The organism is Lacibacterium aquatile (genome assembly GCF_042683105.1).
Taxonomy (GTDB): domain Bacteria; phylum Pseudomonadota; class Alphaproteobacteria; order Elsterales; family Elsteraceae; genus Lacibacterium; species Lacibacterium aquatile.
Genome location: NZ_JBHUIP010000005.1, coordinates 182061 through 204787 on the forward strand (window position 1 = coordinate 182061; position 22727 = coordinate 204787).

The window sequence follows — 22727 nt, forward strand, 5'->3', positions numbered from 1 at the left end:
GCTTATAGTTTCGATTTCTAAGTTGCTTGTGTCGTTTTCAGAGGAGCAAACACAGAAGGCTGGCCCGCGCCCCTCACTCGGCTAATCGAGCGAGGGGCGTGTTGAATTGGGAAGAGATGACTGGACCAAATTATTCAATCGACTTTTGTACAAACCCAAGCGTAGTAGCGTTTTCAATCAACGTTCTGACCTTGGCTCGGTCAAGACCGTTTGGAACCTCTGCATCAATTTCGAGCCGAAGGGTGACCTGACTGCCTGGTAACGTCGTGATCTGTTCGACAATAGCTTCAATGATCTGGTGAATATCTCTCGCCGGTCTGTCAGGGGAAATCATGACCGCTCCAGAGAACCTGGTCGGCTGTTTTTCCGGCGGCGGCGTTTCCGGGGCTTCCCCGATCGCCCCCTCTCCTGTCCGCGGCTTCTCATCAGGATCCCTTGGGATATCGGAAGGTCTCGGTTCGGCCGGAGTTGGTTTGTGAGCCTCAGCCACATCGGGTTTCACGATAACGCTGTCACCGTCGATAACTACGAGAGTATTACCCGCCCGCTCGATCGCTAAACCCAGGTACGTACCTGACGTTTCGTCCCATCGTTCAGAATAAGCGAATGGGCCGGGCAGCATGCCGCTAACAGCGGAATGCACAGCTTTCATCAATACTTCCTGCCCTTTTAGGCGGGGCAGATAGATGTAGCGGTTAAGATATTCCCGGAGATCCTTTAGGGATACATGCGGCTTGTCGTTCCAAATGTATTTTTGAAGATCACGGTCCAAACGCGCCGGCCCTAACTCGACGAGCAGCCCTTCTTCCGCGACCAGTTTTTTACTGGCACGCGCCAACAACCCTTCCTGAGCAGAGATCTTCCCAGACACCCACTCCCAATCGGCATGAGCGCTCTCTTGGACTGGATAATGTAGATAGCACCAAGCCTCTTTCAGACGCGTTTTCATGGTCTCGTTTGCTTCGGCTAATTTCGCCTTGGCAAGGGCGCTATCACTCTGAGTGAGATTGAGGCGATCTGTATCTCGTACGATCCCCCCCCAGGCTAGAGAAGCGCGCACGGCTTCTTTCAGGGAATCGAGCTGGCGACTTTCTGCAGCAACAAATACCAGCATGTTACGATAAACGCGTGGCGTCGTACCGCGTTGGGTAAGGATGCTTGCGGCCTCTAACAAAGCCTCAGAACCATCTCGCCCATTATGCGGATATTTGACGCCCAGCACGACGACACGTACGCCCCCTGCTTCATCGGGAACCTCCGCCGATGAAGCAGGCGCGACCTGAACTGCATCGAAATGCGCGCGATCACTAAGACCGTTCACATATTTGCTGAGTTCTGCGTCGATGGTGACATCGACCAATGCAGCTTCAATCTGGCTCGCCTTATCCGCCGCGATGCGGTTAAGACTTGCGGACATGGAATACCAATAGCGACCAAGATCCGCGTGCATGAACTTGGCCTGATTGGTCAGCCTCCGTAACGCGTCACCGAAGATAGTTGGGCGCTCACCCGGCTGCACGACCCCAAGGTTAATCTGTTTGTCGTCTAAGCCGGTGTTTTGCTGCTGGTGCGTCGGTGCTGTGCCCATAAAGATGGCCCGTGCCACTCGTCGAGTCGCCGAATAGCGGTTCAGATTCGGTGCAGATTGATCAACTTTGTACGGCGTGGAAGTGGTGCCATCAACATCACCAGCAATAATCGCCTGCCATGCTACATCGAGATAATGAAGCAACTCCGGCTCTACTCGCGGGGAGCTAATAGCCACACTGCCGGGCATGATCATCACCGACGGATCGGCATTCATCCAAAGCTCGTGAATGGCCTGCGCCATTAGGCGCAGCACGCCGCGCGTACGCTGGAACTTTTCGAGCGAACCCCAGCTCGTGTAGAGCTGATCGAACAGCTCCGGATGGATTGGATAAGCCTTTTCCAGCTTACGCCGATAGTCTTCATCCGCGCAGCCCTGGGGGAAATCGTTAGCGTTTTCACGATAGAGTTTGGCGAACTGCTTCAACGTATTGTCGCGGTGATGAAATTTGTCGCCGGGAATTTCCTTGAACAAACGCCGGCGGACGATTTCATAGCTCTCTTCCTGGCTGGCCGGGCGCCACGAAGATTCCACGCGACTGAAAGTCTGCTTGAGGCGCGCAAGGGCTTCTTGACCGCCTTCTCCCCCAACCTCGATTTGAGAGGCCGGCAGGGAGGCGACGAGTAGCGTACCTGGGCTGGCCTTCACCGCTTCGGTGAGCGATTGTACAAAGGACAGGTTCGCATCGAAAGACCCAGACGGCAACCCCTCGACTTTGTAGATCTGTCGCAGGTAGGCGACCCATTCGTCGATCAGGATCAGACATGGGGCATATTTCTTGAAAAGCGACTCCAGGAGATTTGACCCTGGCGCGATGCCGCTGGCGTCGTTCTCCGCCACCATGGAGAAACCATCGGCACCGCCGAGCTGCCAGGCTAGATCGCCCCAGGTGGTGCGAATCTTATGGCCATCATCGGTCTTGATGGCGTCTTGCGGTCCCCGAGATGTGCCGACGAGCACGGCACGGTTGATGCTCGGTGGCACGCTCAGCCCCTGTGTCTCAAGCAGCTGGTCAAGGCCCGATAGGTCTTGGGCCAGCGTCGGACCAGCCATATGATAGAGGGCCAACATCGAGTGCGTCTTACCGCCGCCGAAATTGGTTTGCAGTTCAACCACAGGATCGCCGCCAACACCAGATAACCGCTTTACGGCGGTGATCAGCAACGTGCTCAAACCTTCGGTCAGATAGGTGCGGCTAAAAAACTGTTCCGGATCACGATATTCCGGCTGCGCGCTGCCTGAATGCACCTTAGCGAGGTCTGCAGCAAACTCCGCCTGCTGAAACTCGCCTGTGGCGACATCCTGATGGGGCTCGACCACCTCGCGCCATGGCAGCAGGCCCGCGACCGTCTCAACCGAAATCTCAAGACGTTGGCTTTTCCGACGTTCTTCATTGCGCTGAAGCTCGGTGAACTTCGTGCGCAAAATAGTGTCGCGCATCTTACCTAACTGCTCAGCCGTTTCGCCGGCGCTGATTGCTTCCATCAGGCGCCGCATGGAATCTAACGCGCGTTCAGCGTCGTCGTAGCTGAAATTCTCGTTATGCGAGAGCTTGTTCCGGACATCGCTCAGCTCGTTAATAAGCGAACGTTCAGCGCGGCCAAGTACCGCCTTGAATGCCTCGCTCCAAAATCGATCCATCGCGTTAAATAGGGCGGCCTGGTCCCAGCCGACTTCACCACTGCTATTAGGACGCAGATTAGGCAGCTTCTCCAGCACCTGAACTTGCCAGTGACCCTTAATGGAGGTTTCGAGCCGTTTTTCAACAAAAGGGGTCAATGCCGCCGGCAGCAACTCCATACCTTCAAACACATATTGGCGTGTGCTTTTTGCCACGTCCCCTTCCCCCCTTAAATATCGAACCGGACCTGACGATCCCCGCTCGAGTCATGAATAGCCGCTGCCGCCTTCGTCAGCTCGGTCCAGTCGGCGATCAGAGCGTTGTAGGCCGTGGCCTCCTTCGCATCCTTTCGCTTATTGGCGCTGATGTCGTAGAGGCAATAAGCGAGGTCCTTCACAGCCTCGGCCTGAGCGTTGATCTTCTTCAGCAGGACGGCGGTATCATGAGAGATGCCGTCCTTCTCATGCTGCCGGACCAGGTGCTGGAGGCACTCCCACACCGTCAGGTGTCGGTCCTCTTCTGGGTCCCAATCCTCGTCGAGTTCCTCACGGCCGAGAATACGGACCTTGCCGGCGGCGCTGTCGACGATCCTAGCGTGCTTGACGCTCTCTACCGAGATCCCACGCGCACGGGCAAGGTTGTCGGCCACGCCGTAGTCCCCCTTGCCATTCCCGTGCTGCTCGAACCAAGTGATAGCGAACCGCGTGTCGGCATCGAATTCACCCTGGATACCGCCCAGATATTCGTCGAGTTCCTTGTTGATGAGCTGGAGTGCGGTTTTTACGCTCATCGGATTGTCATCCGACTCCAAGACAGCCTTGTAGCGCGAGAACACGCCCATGCCGGGGCCAATGGCCGATTGGGGCATATCCGCTGGCGCGATATTAGCGGCCTGAAGCTCGGAGATTGCTGGCGGTAGCTCGCGCTTTAAAGCGCGGATGAACTCAGCACGGGTAATGGTTTCAGCGGTGGATTCCTTTTTTCGGCAAACGAGGACGACCGAATTCGCAAGAGCGTTGGTCCCCGAGGCGATCATCCGGTTCGCCATCTCGGTACGCAACGGCCAGGTGCCGACAACGGCATAGCCGGCTTGGACAACGGCCTGAAGGAAGGTTGCCCAGCCCGTTGAGCTGATCCCATCCTGCGCGACCTCGCTTTGCTTGAAAGCATAGTAAATTGCGGCAGGGTAATGATCAGATGATTGCATTGCCATGTTGGCAATCGCGCGGCTCATGCCTTCGAGGAAGAACAGCTCTGCCGCCTCCTTTCCGCCGTGGCGATAGGGCGTTGCAACCAACTCTTCGGTTTTAGGGGTAGCCAACACCTCGAATAAGTCTGGGTAAACCGGCCGGATAGCCGGCTTGAGCCAACAAAAGAAGAAATCGGAGAGATCCGCGTAACCGATGTTGTCATAGTAGGGCGGATCGCTAGAAATCACGGCGCCGGTTGGGAAGCGCGCCGACTGAGCATCGTGCTGGATTTCAACGCCAGACGCAGCAGGAACAAAATTCAGGCCGACCACACGACTAATCAATTCAATTTGCTTCAAAAAATTCCCCGATGAATCGGAGAACACGTTTCCTTCCGCGTAGTCCCATGTCATCGGAAGAGATTGGCGTCCAAATGTCTGCCTAATCTTTTGATGCTCCGCGCCCGAGTGCCAAGTACAAATCGTCGAAGCAATGTCCGTCAGTTTCCCAATTGCAAAGCCCAAATAGACGCTAATCGCTTCTGCATAGGCTTTTGGTCCCATTCCCCCATCACGCAGCGGGGTCGAATCGGTGGTCCCGGCAACGCTCGATGCGTCTGCTTCGATCTGTGTTCGTGCCTCGTGGACCAGATCACCGAAGGTATTCAAAGCAACCAACTGCCGGTCGGTGAACAAGTCGCCGAAAGTGGTAAGGCCGTAGTCCACCGTCCAGAAATTGCGGGGATCATTCGGGAGGCTGGTTTCGGGCTTTTGCTCCGGCGTTACCGACAGTGCAAGCCTTTCATGCGCCTCCGTGGGTGCAACATAAGCTCGGCTGCGATTACCCTCGGCGACGATGGCGATCAGCACCTGGCCCATTTCACCGGAGCGCCCGTTACTCTTCACATAATCAGGCGTGATCGCCGTATCCGACATAAGACAACGGAAGTTCGCGCCGCGGCCTGCCTTGGTTCCTTCTTTGGCAGCCGCGATCTCGGCCTTCGTGCCGCCATGCCTGATCCGATAGGAAATGGTCTTCGCCTGCTTATCGACGATCGGCTCCACCCAAGTCTCCTTGCCCGCCTTGGTGCTGAGCAGGAAGCTCGACGCGATCGGCACCTGGACATTGGCGAACGCGGGATCAGGGCTGGGAACCGTGCGCGCCCATATCCAAGCAATGACCGTCGCCTTTCCGCCCCCATATTCCTTCGACAGATCCACCTGCGGATAGAGATGCCCGATGCGCTCCCACGCCTTTTCGCGCATCCACTCGCCATAGTATTTGACGTCTTCCGCTAGGCCCTCGGCGTTGCGATAGAACTGCCGGTCCTTCGCGCCCGGATGGATAGGCTCCTTGTCCTTGAACTTGGGCGGGATCTCGATCATCGCCTTACCGATCATCACCGCGACCGGGTTCAGGTCTGATCCATAAGCGGGCAGACCAAGGCGTTGCGCTTCCAGCGGGATCGACCCGCCGCCCGAGAACGGATCATAGACCGGCGGCAATTCGCCGCCGCAGCTCTTGCGGATTTCGGCGCGGGCGCGCTCCAGCACCTCCTCGTTGGTCGAGTTCTCCCACTTCACCAATTCCTCAATGATGCCGAACAGGCGCTTTCGCTCGGCCTCCTGCGCCTCATGCGTAGGGAATTTCTCGAGGTCGCTTGACGGATCATCGACAAGTTGGGCGAACAAGACAGCCCGGCAGGCGGCCAGTGGCCGCCGCGCCCACCACAGGTGCAACGTCGACGGATGCCCATGCCGGATCGACTTTTCGCGTGCAGAAGCAGCATTGATCGCTTCGAGCGGGATCGCAACCTCGATCAATTTTTTCTTGGTGTTATTAGTCGAGGTCATAAACAAGCCTATAAGTTGCAGGATAAATAGTCAGATCGCCACTCTCGCGCAAGGCACGTAAGCGCCTACCCGTCATCTCGACAGCATCCCCATCCTGATTGATCAGAATAAAGGAATAGATGTCCGGCTTTTGCTCTAGCAGCCCCCAGACATCAGCTTCAAGCTGAAGCGATTCACGCTCCAAACAATGTTCCTTTGGGTAGTAGTGGCGCAGGATTTCACCTCCTGCAGAACGAAGCTCCCATGGAAACCGTGAACCGCTAACACGCCCAATCCAACTTCCATTCGCATGGAAGAAGCGATCCACGCCATCAGCCTTATAGCCCTGCGTCACTGCAAACCGAGATATTAAACTCGGACGGAGAGGCACCAGCGAGACACGGGGCCTATTCTCCACCGCAGTTTGAATCAGCTTTCGATCCTGTTCACCGGTCGTCGGCGCAAGGATGGATTGTGGCTCAAGCTCATTCTCCTCAGCCAGATGAAGATCCACGACATCAGCCGGTTCGGCCTCGCTAAATCCGACTTCGACATTTGGGACAATGCCACCACCTTCGCCTGACTTAGCCAAGGGCTCGGCCTCGACAATCGGCACAGAAAGACTTCGCTCTGGGCCGAGCGCGAAGTTTTCTTCCAGATATTGCTGGATATCTTCTTCTGACCGACCAAACGCGTAAGCCAACGCTGCGCGAATATCTGAGCTGAGGTTCTTACCGATCTCTTCTGGGACTCGCTTAGCGAGCTTAGCTTTGGATAGGGGGCTGACGAACAGCTTACGTTCAATCCACAAAACGTCGGCGAGGCGCGCCGTGCCGGCAGGCACGCCATCGAGATAGGGAATAACCTCCAACTTGGGAGTCTGGACCCAGCTCGTCTTCTCGATCATTTCCGCAATCGCCCGCACGCACTCGGTGTCGGCAGAATCGGTAAGCTCGATCCGTCCGAGATGTATTCCAAACACTGTCAACCATGTGTGCTCCTCCTCCATGCTGGGCAGCAGAAACGATTGGCTGAAGCGTTCTTGGACAAGATCCGACAAAGCCGGCAATGTTCCAAATGGCGGCGCTTGCACCGTCTCTGCTGGCAGACGCTGAAGATCGGCGGTCTTGCTCTTCACCCATTCATGTAGATGGCCCCACTTGAACAGGGTCTGCATACTCAACCCGAAAGCTAGCGTATCGACCGGTGCCCATTCGCCCATGAGATTTAACCAGTGCCCACACTCCTCCCAGATGCGGGTCGGATATCGGACCAGCAAAGTGCGAACTCGCCGAGCATCGTCGGCCGACAATGCTTTCCCCGAGGTAAGTGTCGCTAGCCATTTCAGCGCCAAGTCAACCGATGGGCGGTCAGCAACACCGACGCGATGCCACAAGCTAAGATCGAGCACCGACGCGCGCACGACCGCCGCACCAGGAACATCCTCTTCGTCCCCAGCCAGGAAAACGCCACCGGTCGTTACCCACGTCCCATCTTGAGCAAGGACGAGCCTTTCAGTCTTGAAGGCATTTCGGATGTTCTGCGCGTCCGCTGTAGAACATCCGTCCAACATCTGGTCCAAACGGCGATACCATTTTTCGACCTCGTACGCCGGCGGCCGGTCGGACTTCGACAATGCACGCAGCCTATCTAGCAAGCGCCCTGGGCCGCTCGGTGCGTTGCGGACACCAAGCAGATCGAGCAATGGACGCGTCGTTTCCCGATCGAGCAGCGCATGCACGAAAGGCTCGACATCGATCAGTGCCTCCGTCTCCGGTGTTCGGCGCACTAAGTCGGCCGGCAACTGGATCTGGTTGCGAGTATCGGGTAGGCAGCGCTTGCCCTGCAGCTTTAAAAGCCAGTTCGCGAGCAGCGCTTCCGAGCTAACCGACCGCATCGACCCTGTAGTAGCCACCTGCGACAGACGAACACTTGAGGCTCGCGACCAATAGCTATCTCGCTGCTCCAAAATCTTTCCGACAACCTTTGCCCAAATGTCAGGATCAGCTTTCGACAATGCCTCCCAATGCGACCAATAGTTGGTAGGAAAGTCCCAATCCTCCAGAACAAAACTCTCAGTGACGTAGGCATAATAAGGCCCGTGGCGCAGACCGCGTGCTACCGCTTCCTCAGCCGCTCGCTGTCGTCCGTATAGATTGGTGCGCTTTTCCACAAGCGGCGGCATCGTTTGAAGGCCCGAACGACCAGACGACACCCAGCGAAACCAGTCCTCCCGGGTGCAGGATTGGAAGTTTGCCACGTAATCATCGTGCAAGAACTGCGAATTCCTAACAGCCTCCGGCAACAGCGGCTCCAGCGCGCCATTGTCATCGAACAACACGCCCCTACCAATCGTACGAAGCTTCAGATCGGCGCAGAAATAACGAAAATTCTCATCAAGCGTGACACTCAGTTTGGCTGCGATCTGAGCAAGCCGGACACATTCTGCGAACTTCACTTGGCCGGAGCCGAAATAATCAGCGGCAACACGCTCGATCACAGCGTTGACGTCACTCGTTTCATCGAGACCGATCTCTTCCAGCACTGCAAAGGCAGCTTCGACTGATTCATTGATATTGCCACCGTCAACCTTGACCCGACGCTGTTCAGCGAGGAACCGGGTCCAGTTTTGGTTGAGGACAATCAGATGGTTAGCCAGAAACTCCCAATCATCCTCCGATTGAAGCAGCTTCTTCTCGCCGAGCCGCACAATCTCCGACGCCGCGTAGAGCACCTCCTTGCCCTGCACCGGTACGATCCGTAGAGCGTCGGCGTCGTTGCATTGCCAGCCGGTCACTTCCGGTGCGATGTAGGCCCAAAGATTTAACAAGTGCCGCCAGGTCGCCGGCCGAGGCAGATGATGGCTGCGCAGCCGCCCGAGCAGATCTGACTTTGAGAACTCCTCAACCAGCCCCCAGTGAACAAGCTTGGTCCGGTTACTAGCCGATACGTGCTGAGACAACACCGGTCGAGATTTATCATCGAGCAGCGCCGCGGCTTGATCAGACGGCCAGATGTCAAAGATAGGATGCGGAACGGCGATCGCAGCCTCAGCGTCGACAAGTCGCCCCTCCTCTGTGAGCAGAATCGGCCGGTTTACAATCGCAGCGTCAAATGCAAGTTCGACGGTTGCACCACACGCCCCTTCGAGCGTAGTGGCTTTCCGATCGACGTCGGGCAATAACCCATAAGCGTCTGCCCGATCCTGTGCACTGATCTTAGGCTGCTCCAACCACTTCATCATGGCGTTGGCAGCCAACTCCCCAGCTCTGTTCAACAGCCAGCGATTGGTGGGCGATGTCTCGGGGTCCTTGATTTTAAGACGAGCCGGGTCCTGGATGAAGGGCGCATTGCAAGCAAAAGGTAATGCTGCTTCAACACCAGTCGGCAGCACGACATATAACCGACCTTTCGCGCCCAGCACGATCTCCACCCGGCAGGGTGGAAAATCTCCGCCATCCTCAGCTCCGAGCATCCGCTCGTTGCGAATCTCATTGAGCGCCTCAGGGGGAAAAGCTTCCAAAGCCGACCTTACTAACAAGAAAGGTGAGGCGGCTTTCATGTCCAAAGCCATCCATTCGCTGTCGGCGATGGGACCCGATCCGAGGCTTTGCCAATGCACTTCGCTGTCGCCAATTTTGAGCCGTCGGACCGTCTTGAAGAACAGCAGCGACGTTGGGCTCGTCAGCCACTCATCAAGATTCTTCTCGACTTCACGACGAAGCAACGGGTCGGCAATAGTCACCTCAACGCGCGTACTCCCAGAAGTCAGGTAACGACTATCGATCCAAATCGGCTGGGTAAAACGCGCGCGCTCGAAAGCAACCGCTAGCGTCGGCGTGAATAACTCGACCCGATCACCTAAGCTAAACGTGCTTTTAAAACCGATTCCACGGAAACCGATCGTGTGCAACGCACGCTTGTTAGAATAGCCGAAGCGACAAATAGATGCGAAATGGGTTTCTTTGAAGTCCTCGCCATTGTGCTCGAACACAAAACGGTCATCCTCAATGGATACCCGCGCTTCGCTGGCACCGGCGTCGTCGGCATTCTGGAGTAGCTCTGACAGGATATGGCGAGGGCTCTGCACCTGCTTGAAAAGCTGGTGCCAAGGCCCGGCAAGCTCCGGATCCTCCTCAAGCTGATCCCAACGCTTAATAGCGCGTTCCTGAATCGATAGAAAATAACCAGGAGGATTGGCGACTTGAGTCTCTCCGCTCATATCGGCAACTCCAACGCCGACGGCGTGGAAACCAGTTCAGGGCCACGGGGCGCAGCACTTTTACGCCAACCTCCCTTAACGGTTTGGATCGCAGAGATTGGTAGCCGCTGCCCAACAGGCAGTTCGTACAGATCAGAAACGTGCCAGAACACCGCCCAATGCCCCTGATTATCGGAGACATTTTGACCTGTTGTCGGCGGGCGATGCGTTAGGCCCTTCGAGTGTTTACCACTGCCACTTTCTTCGCAGCCGACATACCACCCCAACCAAGACACCAGAAAATTCGACTTTGCTGACACGCCCTCATGCGATGGATAGATCAGCACAGGTACGGGTGCAGCGCCGCGAAGCTCATCAACTTTCCGAAACAAATCCCATTTTCGCGACCCGAAGGCGACGAAGCCGGTTGTGATGGCAATTTCGCGCCCTGTTTTAAGGTGCTCCAACGGAACGGGAGCGAGGATCGAAAAGTCAGGACTGCCCGGCATAGTCGTTTCCTATACAGGTTCCCGTGCCCGTTCCAGCAGGCGCCGAAGATCAAACTGGATTGCGGTTTCAAGAAAGGATGGCTCCCGATCTACAAGCGGCCCTCGAACATAACGAGGAGCGCGAGCGAGACCATCAGATACAGAGACGATCGCAAGAATGAATTTCTCGGGCTCGTGCAAGGAAGTAATAACTTCCTGACGTGTAACCATCACACTGTCTGCGCCGTCGACGCGCCCCTTGACCTCGATAAAACGGAAATGCCCTGATTTCGGATCATGAGAAGCGATGTCGTAACCAATCTTCTGCGAAGAAACATCTGATGGTTCGTTGCCCAGCGCCCTCTCAGCTGCCATGACCGCTTCCATTGCAGCTAGTTCGATACGCCGACGTGCTTCGGGATCGTCGGAAAAATGACCCGGAACGCCCTCCGCCCTGACGGCTGCATTCCGCGCATCCAGCAGACCTCTCGGAATGACGACCATGCCCCCCCGCACGCGTGGCGGCTGTGACGAGATAAATCGCTCCCGTTCGAGCTGGTCCATACGACGCTTCTGCCGCTCCGCAAGATCTTCAGCACGGCGCTGGGCGTTCTGCCAGTTAACCCGCGTCTTCTTACCAGATCGCTCTTCCTCTTTCAGCTCAAAGGCGCGCGAGTCCCAATAGTTGATCTCCTTCTTGAGCCGAGCGCGAACTTCCTGCTCAACCTTTTCAATTTCAGGCAGCCGCCGCGCTTTGACTTCTGCAACATGGCCTTGGGCCAGTTCTACCGTCGCAAACCGAATCGCGGCCTTCTCAAGATCTCTTGACAGCCACGCCTCCTCAAGAAGATCGCGTACGCTGGCAACCTCCTCCGGCTTAGCGGGGCGAAGGTTCAGATGAGGAGCGATACCAGCGTTGACCGCCGTTCCGGCTTTGTCGATGGCCGCAAACTGGAGACGCTGCGAGATCACATGCGGCTTGCCGGAGGAGGTCGCACGACCGTCCTGGACGGTGTGCTCCAAAAGAAAGATAGCCGATAGCTCGTCGCCAACGTCGGCGTCGTCAACCAAGATCGCGCCCTGCCGCATGATCTGCTCATACTGTTCGCGGATAAGGCTGATAACGGCCTCAAGCAGCGGATGGCCGGGACAAATAAATGCCGCTACCGGCTGCTGATTGATCTTGTCCTTTTCAAAGCAGATTCTCTCATATTTTGTCTGCAGAGGCGCACCGGTCCCAATCTGTCGATCCCGCTCTCGGATACGCACTGGGACATGGGCAATTTCCCATCGACCTTCCTCGCACCGTTTGATACGGCCCCCCAGATTCTTGAACGCCTCGACAAAAAAGCTCTGGACATGATGAGGCTGTAGGCGCAGCGCCTCGGCTCGTTCCATTTCGAGCCGCAACTCCTCGACCCTGGCCTCTGGCATGGTGTCGTTGGTTAGCGCACGACGACGCAGCAGTTCTATTAGATGTGCGTGGTCAACCGCGCCATCGACCTGCCGTAAGAGACGCGCCTTGACGTCCTCCTGCTCGCCATACTGGATCGCCTCGAACAGCAAATCCTTGAGCGCCACGCCATCGAACAGTTCTCCGAGGACATCATATACACGGCCACCCAGCGCCTCGCGTGCCGCTTCTAGCTTTTCAAGCAGACGCGCATAAACCTCACCCTCACGCGTGTCCGCCGCAACAAGGTTCCACAGATGGCAAACCTCGGTCTGACCGATACGATGAATGCGGCCGAACCGTTGCTCAATCTTGTTAGGATTCCAAGGCAGGTCGTAGTTCACCATGAGATGACCACGCTGGAGGTTGACACCTTCACCTGCCGCATCATTGGCGATTAGGACCAGCATATCCTTGTCTTGCATGAACCGCTCGACGACCTTGCGTCGGTCTTCACGCGATACGCCCCCATGGATCACCTCCACAGCATCTGGATTGCCAAGGCGCGATCGCACCTTTTCCAGCAGGTAATGCAATGTGTCCTTAGGTTCCGTAAAGATGATCAGCTTGCGACGATGACCGGCGGTGTCGACCATGAGATCATCATCGAGGATGCGATTAAGCTGGCTCCATTTCGTATCAACGCCCGAGCGAAGCACACTAAGGGCCATCGTCTCCAGGCCCTTAAGGGTCTCGACCTCTAATGCAAGCTGCTCAACCGTTTCCGCGGTCGTTGCACCCGTCGAGATCAAATCTTCAAGTTCGTCGACCTCCTCCTGTCCATATTCTTCAATATTGCGAAGGATGTCGGCATTGATCACCGTTTCGCTCGCGCTGGCACGACGCCCCCTAGAGGCAAGACGGGCCTCAGCCAACTCATTCTCTAACCGTTCGCGACGGCGTTTGAGCGACTGGTAGATAGCAGCAGGCGACGAGGCAAGACGGCGCTGAAGAATCTGTAACGCGAAGCCCACATTGTTACGCTTCTTGCCATCACCCTCAGCAAAACGCTGCACTCGGTTCATCTCTGTACGAACATACTCTGTAACGGCGGCGTAGAGTGCGGCCTCCCCTGCGGAGAGCTGATACTTGACTGTTCGCGCGCGACGCTCCGGGAAAAGCGGGCGGCCATCGAATTTGAGGAGTTCCTCCTTAGTGAGCCGCCGCATCATGTCTTCAGTGTCGGCATAGTGGACGCCGTCACGGAACCGACCCTCAAACCGATCACCGTCTAGTAAGGCCATGAAGAGCTGGAAGTCTTCTTCTTTACCGTTATGCGGTGTCGCCGACATCAACAGCAGGTGCCGGCATACCTGGCCAAGCTTCTGCCCGACTTGATAGCGACGGGTATATTTGACCTCTCCACCAAAATAGGTGGCCGACATGCGATGGGCTTCATCACAGATAATAAGATCCCATTCGCGTGCGCTCATAAGCTTCTCCTGAAGCTCCTCATTGCGCGCTAACACGTCGAGACGGACGATCAGCCGATCTCGATCGCTGAACGGATTACCCGACCGCGAATTCTCGATCATTTCGCGAGAGAGGATGTCAAACTCAAGGTTGAACTTCTGTCCAAGTTCATCCTGCCATTGCTCGACCAAGCTACCAGGTGCAACGACAAGGCAGCGTTCGAGATCGCTTCGGGCGATAAGTTCCTTCATCAACAACCCGGCCATGACTGTCTTGCCAGCCCCAGGATCGTCAGCGAGTAGAAAACGTAACGGCTGGCGTGGCAACATCTCGCCATAGACTGCCGAAATCTGGTGCGGCAGTGGGTCGACTAGACTCGTATGGATTGCGAGATAAGGATCAAAATAATGTGCGAGCTTAATGCGGTTGGCTTCAGTCACTAGACGGAGCAACTCGCCATCGGCATCGAATGACCAAGGACGGCCGCCTTGCTCAACATGCAGACGATATTCATCGTCCCGATATAAAATGGCCTCTGCAACTACGCCGTTATGATCGCGGTAGACGACACTAATCGCCTGATCTCCGATCCAGTCGACGGAGACGACTTGCGCGGCGTGCGCGGAGGCAATCCCCCGCACGGATGCGCCATTCTTAATGTCTTCCAGACGCGCCATAATCGCCTACGCCTCATCCATTCGTTAAATCCGAAAATCAGCAGCTTCGAGCGCTTTTTCCGTCTCGTCACGGTTGAGCGTCACGATATGCTGCGTTCTTGCACTGAGTTTTTTTGCATCCCCTAACAACCCTAGACGCTTGAGGACATAGAAAAGCATCGCGTAGCGCACCGTGAGGATAGCCCGCCCGTTTTTCATGCCAAAATCTTTTGCAACCACATCCTGCTGGCTTGGCGTCAGGTCTGGATGCGGTCCTATCTCGACATTAAAGACCTCATTCCACTGCCGATCATCTGCTCCAGCAGCTCCGGCTTCCCCCGGATTTCGAACATCGAGAATGCGCGGCAACAGGAAATCCTTGAACTTGTTGTCGATGTGACAATAAGCGCGAGCATGCCAGCGAAAGCCGTCATAACCGAGCGCATGCGGCGACATACGACGCCACTCAGGCGCAGCCCGTTCCTTACTCATTGACTGGTAATGAACTTCCAGCGACCCCTTGTCTCGTATTGCATCGAGAACCGCTCGCAATGCCCCCGAATCAACCCGGCGCCGAGGCGTTAAGGCAATATCCATCTCTGGCGGGCTGGCGATCCACGATTCGCTCGATTCACTCAACCCCTCCGCCAATGAACGTAAGCGAGACAAATAGCTGTCCGGATCTGGTTTAAGGAAAATCGGTGAAAAGCCGGGACCCGCAATATAGCGCTTTGCACTCTTGTCGTATATCGCGTTATGGGGTGCGCGCTCCTGATAGAGGGTCAGGTCCTTCGATGCCTGAGGGACGGAAACATCAAATCTCTCGATGATATCCGAACGATTAACACCGCCCTCCCAGTAGAGGCGGAACTCAATGAACTCGAGCCGACGCTCTACGCCCCATTTCAACGCCGTGGCGTTTTCCAGCATCGCCTATCCCCAACCATAGGTTCATATAAAAAGTATATGGACACATTTAAATGATCCATATACTTTTTATACCCATTGACGTGGATCGTCAACCATAACCGCGCAAGATTCGTGAGGGAAGCAATGCCCAAGCACAGTCCCCGCAACGCTGGTACCCAGGACGATCTGTTTAATCCAGAACTCGAGCTGCTCCTCCCAGAGCGGCTCGCGCTTGAAGGCAATGTACTGGGAAGTCCGGTGCGGCAGTTGGCGATCCCTGCCCAGCACGTGCATTGCCGCCTGCGGCCCTTTTCGATCCGCCGAGTGGCCGGCTACGAAACCAGACTTCCTTCCGGCGAGACCCTGCAGATCATCAGCGCGAAGACCGCCACGCCATTAGAGGCAGATCTGATTTTGCTGGTGCCCGGCGCGTCCGAGCCAGAAAATATCGCCGCAGCCCTCGAACTTGGACAAGGCCGATGGATGAATGTTCAGCCACCCCAGATAGAAGCGCTGGACCGCACCGAACGAATGGCTCGAATAGCTGCGGTAACGAAGTCGTGGATTGATGCCTTTCATCTGCGCGAAGGCCATAGCGGCATCGATGGCCAGCCAGGGCAGCCAGGATTGCGACGGCCTCAGATTGGCGCCCTTCATGCTGCACTTGCTCATGCAACTCGATCGACCGATCCGGCGACCATCGTCATGCCGACTGGCACCGGCAAGACAGAAACTATGCTCGCACTCAATTCCCACCAGCGTTTCGAGCGCCTCCTCGTAGTGGTACCAACCGACGCCCTGCGCGAGCAGATCGCAGGCAAGTTTGAGACCTTCGGCGTGCTGCGACGTCAGAAATGTCTTGAGGACAAGGCATCATTTCCCCTGGTCATGCGCCTTTCACATATTCCCTCTACCCCCACTGAGGTGGACGAGATATTCGATAGCGCAAATGTCATAGTCACGACCATGCACATCGCCGGTCGCGCTGAAGCCGCGGTTCAGGAGCAGATGGCAGCCCGTGCGTCGGCCTTATTTATCGATGAGGCTCATCACATCGGTACTCCAACGTGGCACCGCTTCCGCAGTCTGTTCATCGACCGCACCCCGCCGCTCCCAATTTTCCAATTCACCGCCACACCGTTTCGCGAAGACGGCAGGCGCGTAGATGGCGAGTTCATCTATACTTATCCACTCAAAAAGGCCCAAACTGAAGGCTATTTCAAGCCGATCCGCTTCGAGGCGGTTTTCGGCCTCGACCAAGGTGATGCCGATCTGGCTATCGCAGAAAAGCTCGGCGAAGTCCTTCAAGCTGACCTCAATGCTGGCCTCAACCACCTTGCCATGGCTCGCTGCTTAACCATCGATCGGGCGAAGGCTCTTCATCAACGCTACAGTGCGATGTATCCAGAGTTCAGGCCAGTCATCGTCCACAGCCAACAGTCAACCCGCGAACAGCGTGCAAACCTTGCCGCTCTGCGGCGCTTCGAAAGTAGGATCATCGTGTGCGTCGATATGCTGGGCGAGGGCTTCGACCTGCCGGAACTGAAAATCGCCGCCCTGCACGACCCACATAAAAGCATCGCCGTCACCATTCAGTTCGTTGGTCGCTTTACCCGCCAAGACCCGCAGCTGGGCGATGCCACCGTAATCGCTAACACCGGCATAGATGACATCGATCGATCTCTGGCCAAGCTATATGCGGAGGACGCCGATTGGAACGCGTTGGTCGAAGCGCTCAGCACTGCGAAGATAGAGCGCCAGGTCCGCCGCGCTGAAATGTTCAAAGGCTTTGTCGGCGATCTCAGCGACATCCCTTTGCAAACACTCGAACCCAAGATGAACGCCGTAGTTTATCGCACAGGCTGTAATGGCTGGGAACCGCTTCGCGCGGAGGATTTGTATAGTCCCGGTGTCTATTTGGGCATGAAGTTAAATCCACATCAGCGCGTTGCTATCTTCGTCACAAGATCAGAGGAACAAGCAGGCTGGACGACCGCCCAGCACGCGACCAATATCATCTGGGATCTCCACATGATGCATTGGGATCCTGACCGGCAGCTTCTCTATATCAGCAGCTCAACCAAGGGCCCATATGACCGACTAGCCAAGACTGTATGTGGCGATACGGCACGACGCATCGAAGGTGAAGAAGTCTTTCGCTGCCTACATGGCTTCAATCGCCTGATCTTGCGCAATCTCGGCCTGACGCACCACCAGGGTCGCGGAGTTCGGTACTCAATGTATATGGGCATCGATATCGCCGACGGTCTCGACACGGCGAAGTCCCAGTCGCGCATCAAGAACAATGTCTTTGCAACTGGCTTCCTCAACGGCAACCCCGCCTCGCGGGGCTGCTCCGCAAAAGGCAAGTTCTGGTCGATCTCTCGGGTGCGGGACCTCACAGACTGGGTTGAATGGTGCGCGGATATTGGCAAAGCCGTGAATAATCCCGGGATCACCACGGACGCTGTATTCAAGAGCGCGATGCGGCCACGTCAAATCAGCGAGCGACCATCGGTGCCACCAGTCGCGATCCACTGGCCGGAGTCGCTGCTGACGCAGATTGAGGACCGGATCGAAATCACCTTCGGTAACGCTCCGGTATCCTTCACAGAATGCGATATTGAACTACTGGATCACGAACGCACTGGCCCACTCCGCTTTGCGGTGCAGAACGATACTCACACCGCTGAGTTCGAAATCGTATTCACTGAAGGTGGCGCTCGTTATCCGCAACGCTCCGGCCCCAAGACGACAATCAAGGTCGGCGGCAAAGTGAAACCGCTGCCAGAATTCTTCGGCGATGATTCCCCGCAGATTGATTTCGGGGACGGATCGCTCCTGATCTACAGCCACCTCTACGCCTTGCCTGATGGCGCAACGGCCGAACCTTATCCGGTTGAACGGATCGAGACCTGGGACTGGTCGATGGTCAACATCCAAGCCGAGGCACAGGGGCCAGAAAAGCGCGCAGACTCTGTGCAGCGGCATGTAATCGACGCGTTGCTAGCTGAGAAAGATATCTACGACCTCATCTTTGATGACGATGGTGCAGGCGAGATTGCCGATGTCGTGACTTTGCGGGTGACCGAAGGTCTTGTGCAGGTGACCCTACACCACTGCAAATATTCTAGCGCAGCAACGCCCGGAGCCCGCGTCAAGGACCTATACGAAGTCTGCGGGCAGGCACAGAAATCGGCACGTTGGCGGGATCGCCCGAATCGCATGCTCACTCATATGCTGAAGCGAGAGAAACTGCGCCTGGAGAAGGGCCAAAGCTCCCGCTTTGAGCTAGGCAACGCCGCCTCTCTGAAGAAATTGAAAGCGAGCTGGCAGGATTATCGCTACGAATTCGATGTGCGCATTATCCAGCCTGGGTTGTCTCGCGCCACAGTCACGGAGGAAGGACTGCATCTTTTAGCGAGTGTTGAGACCTACCTGCTCGAGACGCGAGCCATGAAGTTGAAAGTGATTGCCAGCGCCTGACCGAACTGGAAAGCTTTCCCTTCCAACCCAGCTTGCGCCTCGGCTTACTCCTTTTCCGCCCCCCCCATTTAGAGTGCGGGTCGAAGAGAGATTTCTGAAATTTGGGCCAAGCTATCGCATGACAGGCTTCCCCTCAATTCCACCCTCGCATATAACAGCGATCAGTGGTCCAGTAGCTCAGCAGGATAGAGCATCGGTTTCCTAAACCGGGGGTCGGGGATTCGAATTCCTCCTGGATCACCATAATCCGTTGATTTTATTCTCAACCCAAGAGGGGCTCGGAGTGGCAAACCATGCCTCGCAAGCTCCATCAACAAACTACTCAGAATTCAATTTCTCCAAAGCAATCTCATAGAGCCGATCGGCTTCGTCCTGCCCTAGCTCCCGGACAAGAACCGAACGTAAAGCTGCAAGCAGTTCCTCCGCCGACCATTGCCGACCTTGGCGGGTTTCGGTGCCGCCTTGGCTTGCGCCAGCGTTGCCAGATTCTCCCTGCCCCTTCGTATCGCCCGAGGAGGTCGCATCACCTTGCGGATTATCGCCCTGCTGCTGCCCACCACCAGCCCCCTCGCCTCCAGCGCTATCTTTTGGGGGGCGCGACCGAATTTCAAGCAACCGCTCTTTCACGGCCTTCAATCTGGAGACGAGTTCACCGAGTTCGTTGGGGTCGACGCCGGGAAGTTTCTCCGGGCGTAATTTCTCCATCACTCGATCAATCTGTTTTAACAGTCTCGAGATGGTGGCCTCATCAATGTCCGGACGACCTACCGAACTAGCGATTGAAGTAATTTCTAACGCCAGGCTCTTCATTTTGCTTCGTGTCTTTGAAGCCGTCCGAACGAGAGTCACAACGCGTTTCGCGACGCGAAGCTTTATATCTTTGCGAATATCACGCCATGCCGTGCTGTCTTCAAAACCATCGCGTCTAGCGTTTGGGACGACGGCAGGGTTCGTGATAAAAATCTCCCCCACTGCCCAGCGCTGCAATCGGCCCTCAGTGCCGCCAAGCGTTAGCTCGGCACCTAATTCCTCGATTATTTCCGAGCCACCCACTTGGATATTCTTCACTCGAAAACGCGGGCCGGCAACCATACCATCGGTTATCTCGCCGTTAAAATTCGATACCCCTAGCCAACCGTGCCATCCAAGCTCAGCCGAATCGATGAATTCCACCCCACTAACGATCGATGGCTTCTGACTTGTCGGAGACGAGTCATCGTAGGCTTTGAGAATCTGCGTGCGCTCCCGCTTATATCTAATTTCAACCTCGATAGCGCCGATCGCATACCCGAGGCTGTCCGAGTAAGCACGAATCCTGGCAGCCTGTTGAAAACGGTCGGAATAGTCGACCGGACAGACTTGTCGGAGGTACGGAATTAATCTAGGCACTTCGGCGAACTCTAGCCCAATGCCGGTTAATCCAACCATTTCAACCTCGGTGAAATGATCCTCTTCCTTCGCCGGCACGTTCCCCGTCAGAACACAAAGACGAATAACTTCACGCACATCTTGAGCATCAACACCCGGCCGCATATATCCACGCAGTTTTCCGCAATCAAATTCGACAACCGTCGCGATGGGTTCGCCCTTAAAACTGGTGGTGAATCGCAGCGTTGCGCAGTAAGCAACTCCCGCCAATCTGCCAATGCCACGGAAGCCTGCATTTATATTCGGACGTTTCCGGCTTGCTCCAATGGAGACTAAGGTCCCGATGGCATCTGCAGAGGATATTCCGGTGCCGTTATCTCGAATAGACAGGGTTGGACGGCTTGCCGATCCGCTCACTGCAACCGTGACTAAACCACCGTCGGCGGGAAGCGTGCCATCACTTCGTGCAGCACGGATCGCATCATAGGCATTTTGTATATATTCCCTCACGCAATGAAGGGGATCTTCATACATGCCTGTTGTCAGAGTCTCGAGCGAGTACGAGCCGATTCGGACATCATCAACAGTAATGGGCTCTGCAGCGCGCACATTCATCTCAGTCGTTCTCCCGTCGCCGGCCCCCAGGCGATAAAGCCCAGGCGAGGCGGTACTTCAATTAGGAAATTTGTCGGCCCATCAACGCGCAGCATGTCAACTCGCACGACAAATTCTCGCGCAATGACCTCGACCAGATCGCTGACCGATATTTCTTCTGTTCGGCTCCCTAGTCCAATGCGACGACTATGTGGGGCTTCGGATTCCAGCAGTTCAACTCCATCTGCCTGCACTCCCCGCAAAACTCTGCCGTTCAAAAGAAGCTCAAGCCTGATCTCATGGGGCGCTTCACCCGGCAGCCCAAGATAAAATTTTCGGATCAATCCAAGACGGTCTTCCACGGCACACTGGTATGCGGGCCGTGTAGCCACATCATTTGCGTGAGCGAAGAGCATCGAGATTATCTCCGGATATGCCTCCGGCTTTTTGGGCTCACCATTTTCGTCAAAATACGTTTCCGCGAGCATGCCGACCAACAAATTAGCTCGTGTGGTCGCAGACAGTTCCGTATTTTCGAGCACCTGTTGAGCCAACTCTATCGGGCCAATAGCGTCCTCATTTGACGCCACAATTATCCCTCGTCCGATTTGTTTTAGCTCTGAAGGAGTCGCGGATGGCACTAAGTCGAGGAGAATATTAGCAGCCTCATTCTGTGCCTCCCACCCTTCGGTATGAAGGCCCAAGATTTGCCGCCCGATGCTCGTCGCCATCTCGTCAGCAGTAGGTTCATAAATCATATCTTGAGAACTAAAGCTGATATCCTGAGCCACGCCATCGATTGCAAGCGGCAATTGCTCCGCAGCGCGCTCCGACCGCGAGGTCGGGCGTGGCCGATTCGCACTCTGAAGCGCTCGACCCAGGCTACCAACTCGCGCGCCAAAGCTTGTCCGCATCACCTGCGTAAACATCTCCAGCGATAAAACATGCACTCCCTCCAAAACGGCACACCTCTGCATCGCTTCTTGCGTCAACAGGGGAAGTGGAAGGGTAACCAATCCGCCATTTTGTAATAGCTTACCCTCGTCGTCTTTTATTCGTTCCGGCCTATAGACCCAGTCTCTTTTCGAATTATCGCGGGTAAGAACAATCAGGTGCTGCGCCTTCTCACGCGCGCAATCTTGCAGCGCCTCCAGCCACATAATTAAATCACCGTACCGATTCTTCTTTTTACCCTTCGGCTGAGAATTCTGTTCCTCAGAGCCGTCTTCCTGAAGGGTCGGCGCTTTAGTTCCTCCGTCAGCGAACCCCGGCGGCACCTCATGCGTGAATCTCAGCTCACCGGTCCGCTGCACCTCGGAAAATATCTCCAGCATGTTGGACGGAACTGAACGCTCCGCGATGAAGGGGAGCAGCTGCGCATTCGCATCTTCATGCCCGGGCTCAATACCCTCCACACGGCGTGCCAAATCTTCAAGCTTTGTGACAGCCTCATTAATGGCCGTTGTATATTCCTCGAGCGTGATGTCGCCAAAGGTCTGCTCATCGATATATCTGAGGCTTTCAGCTCGGAAATCCTGAAGACGCTTTTTGAGCGCGGCTGCCTTCTGCTTCAATGGTCTCTTGTTCGGCAGCTCCCGCGTAACATCCCAAGTCTCCTGAGCCGACCAAACGGGCACGCGGACGCGCTTCTCGAGTGAGGTCAAAGCGGCGAGTAGCTCTTCGCATGCGCTTCGACTCATCTCATAACAATGGATAAGCACACTTGCATCCACATATAGCCGAGCGCCTTCCGACCGCAAGGCATCGACAATTTGGCGCTGACATTCGGCCCGTGATGGAGAGACTTCAGGGAATTTCATTCAGAGGTACATCTGCGGTGCGCAATGATGAGAAAATCTTTTTAGATTCGTTTGACGGCCTTCAGCCCGATGAATAAGCGACTAATTCTAAGCTCGAAACACCTCTCC

General features: G+C 55.8%; 9 protein-coding genes and 1 tRNA gene. 2 read left to right on the forward strand and 8 right to left on the reverse strand.

The features are described from left to right. Positions 1–130: 130 nt before the first annotated feature. From ACFSM5_RS07925 to ACFSM5_RS07950, 6 genes are read right to left on the reverse strand one after another with little or no spacing between them, the layout of a single operon-like run. Positions 131–3424, reverse strand: a complete 3294-nt coding sequence (locus ACFSM5_RS07925) for a DUF499 domain-containing protein (RefSeq protein ID WP_379875780.1) — start codon at positions 3422–3424, stop codon at positions 131–133. A 14-nt stretch (positions 3425–3438) separates the two neighbouring features. Further along, positions 3439–6252: a DUF1156 domain-containing protein gene (locus ACFSM5_RS07930; RefSeq protein WP_379875781.1), complete on the reverse strand. Its 2814-nt coding sequence runs from the start codon at positions 6250–6252 to the stop codon at positions 3439–3441. Next, positions 6239–10453 carry a sacsin N-terminal ATP-binding-like domain-containing protein gene (locus ACFSM5_RS07935; protein WP_379875782.1) on the reverse strand — a complete coding sequence of 1405 codons (4215 nt, stop codon included), beginning with the start codon at positions 10451–10453 and terminating at the stop codon, positions 6239–6241. The genes ACFSM5_RS07930 and ACFSM5_RS07935 overlap by 14 nt, the downstream gene beginning before the upstream one ends. Then, positions 10450–10941: a hypothetical protein gene (locus ACFSM5_RS07940; RefSeq protein ID WP_379875783.1), complete on the reverse strand. Its 492-nt coding sequence runs from the start codon at positions 10939–10941 to the stop codon at positions 10450–10452. The genes ACFSM5_RS07935 and ACFSM5_RS07940 overlap by 4 nt, the downstream gene beginning before the upstream one ends. Before the next feature lie 9 nt (positions 10942–10950). Continuing rightward, the gene (locus ACFSM5_RS07945; protein WP_379875784.1) at positions 10951–14463 is read right to left on the reverse strand and encodes a helicase-related protein; all 3513 of its coding nucleotides are present in this window, start codon (positions 14461–14463) and stop codon (positions 10951–10953) included. Between the two features lie 24 nt (positions 14464–14487). Continuing rightward, positions 14488–15372, reverse strand: a complete 885-nt coding sequence (locus tag ACFSM5_RS07950; RefSeq protein ID WP_379875785.1) for a WYL domain-containing protein — start codon at positions 15370–15372, stop codon at positions 14488–14490. Positions 15373–15495: 123 nt separating this feature from the next. Here ACFSM5_RS07950 and ACFSM5_RS07955 point away from each other — a divergent pair, with 123 nt between their 5' ends. Then, the gene (locus ACFSM5_RS07955; RefSeq protein WP_379875786.1) at positions 15496–18837 is read left to right on the forward strand and encodes a DEAD/DEAH box helicase; all 3342 of its coding nucleotides are present in this window, start codon (positions 15496–15498) and stop codon (positions 18835–18837) included. Positions 18838–19003: 166 nt separating this feature from the next. After that, positions 19004–19080: transfer RNA gene (locus tag ACFSM5_RS07960), tRNA-Arg, on the forward strand. A gap of 75 nt (positions 19081–19155) precedes the next feature. On the opposite strand, the gene ACFSM5_RS07965 is transcribed toward ACFSM5_RS07960, so the two are convergent. After that, the gene (locus tag ACFSM5_RS07965) at positions 19156–20820 is read right to left on the reverse strand and encodes an ATP-binding protein (RefSeq protein WP_379875787.1); all 1665 of its coding nucleotides are present in this window, start codon (positions 20818–20820) and stop codon (positions 19156–19158) included. After that, positions 20817–22619 (reverse strand): PIN-like domain-containing protein, encoded by a 1803-nt coding sequence (locus ACFSM5_RS07970; protein ID WP_379875788.1) that lies wholly within the window; start codon positions 22617–22619, stop codon positions 20817–20819. Before ACFSM5_RS07970 ends, ACFSM5_RS07965 begins: the two co-directional genes overlap by 4 nt. Positions 22620–22727 lie beyond the last annotated feature (108 nt).

Excerpts from the sequence above, each read along its gene's own strand:
- ACFSM5_RS07930 (WP_379875781.1), bottom strand. The coding sequence starts at position 6,252 with ATGACCTCGACTAATAACACCAAGAAAAAATTGATCGAGGTTGCGATC.
- ACFSM5_RS07935 (WP_379875782.1), bottom strand. The coding sequence starts at position 10,453 with ATGAGCGGAGAGACTCAAGTCGCCAATCCTCCTGGTTATTTTCTATCG.
- ACFSM5_RS07940 (WP_379875783.1), bottom strand. The coding sequence starts at position 10,941 with ATGCCGGGCAGTCCTGACTTTTCGATCCTCGCTCCCGTTCCGTTGGAG.
- ACFSM5_RS07945 (WP_379875784.1), bottom strand. The coding sequence starts at position 14,463 with ATGGCGCGTCTGGAAGACATTAAGAATGGCGCATCCGTGCGGGGGATT.
- ACFSM5_RS07950 (WP_379875785.1), bottom strand. The coding sequence starts at position 15,372 with ATGCTGGAAAACGCCACGGCGTTGAAATGGGGCGTAGAGCGTCGGCTC.
- ACFSM5_RS07955 (WP_379875786.1), top strand. The coding sequence starts at position 15,496 with ATGCCCAAGCACAGTCCCCGCAACGCTGGTACCCAGGACGATCTGTTT.
- ACFSM5_RS07965 (WP_379875787.1), bottom strand. The coding sequence starts at position 20,820 with ATGAATGTGCGCGCTGCAGAGCCCATTACTGTTGATGATGTCCGAATC.
- ACFSM5_RS07970 (WP_379875788.1), bottom strand. The coding sequence starts at position 22,619 with ATGAAATTCCCTGAAGTCTCTCCATCACGGGCCGAATGTCAGCGCCAA.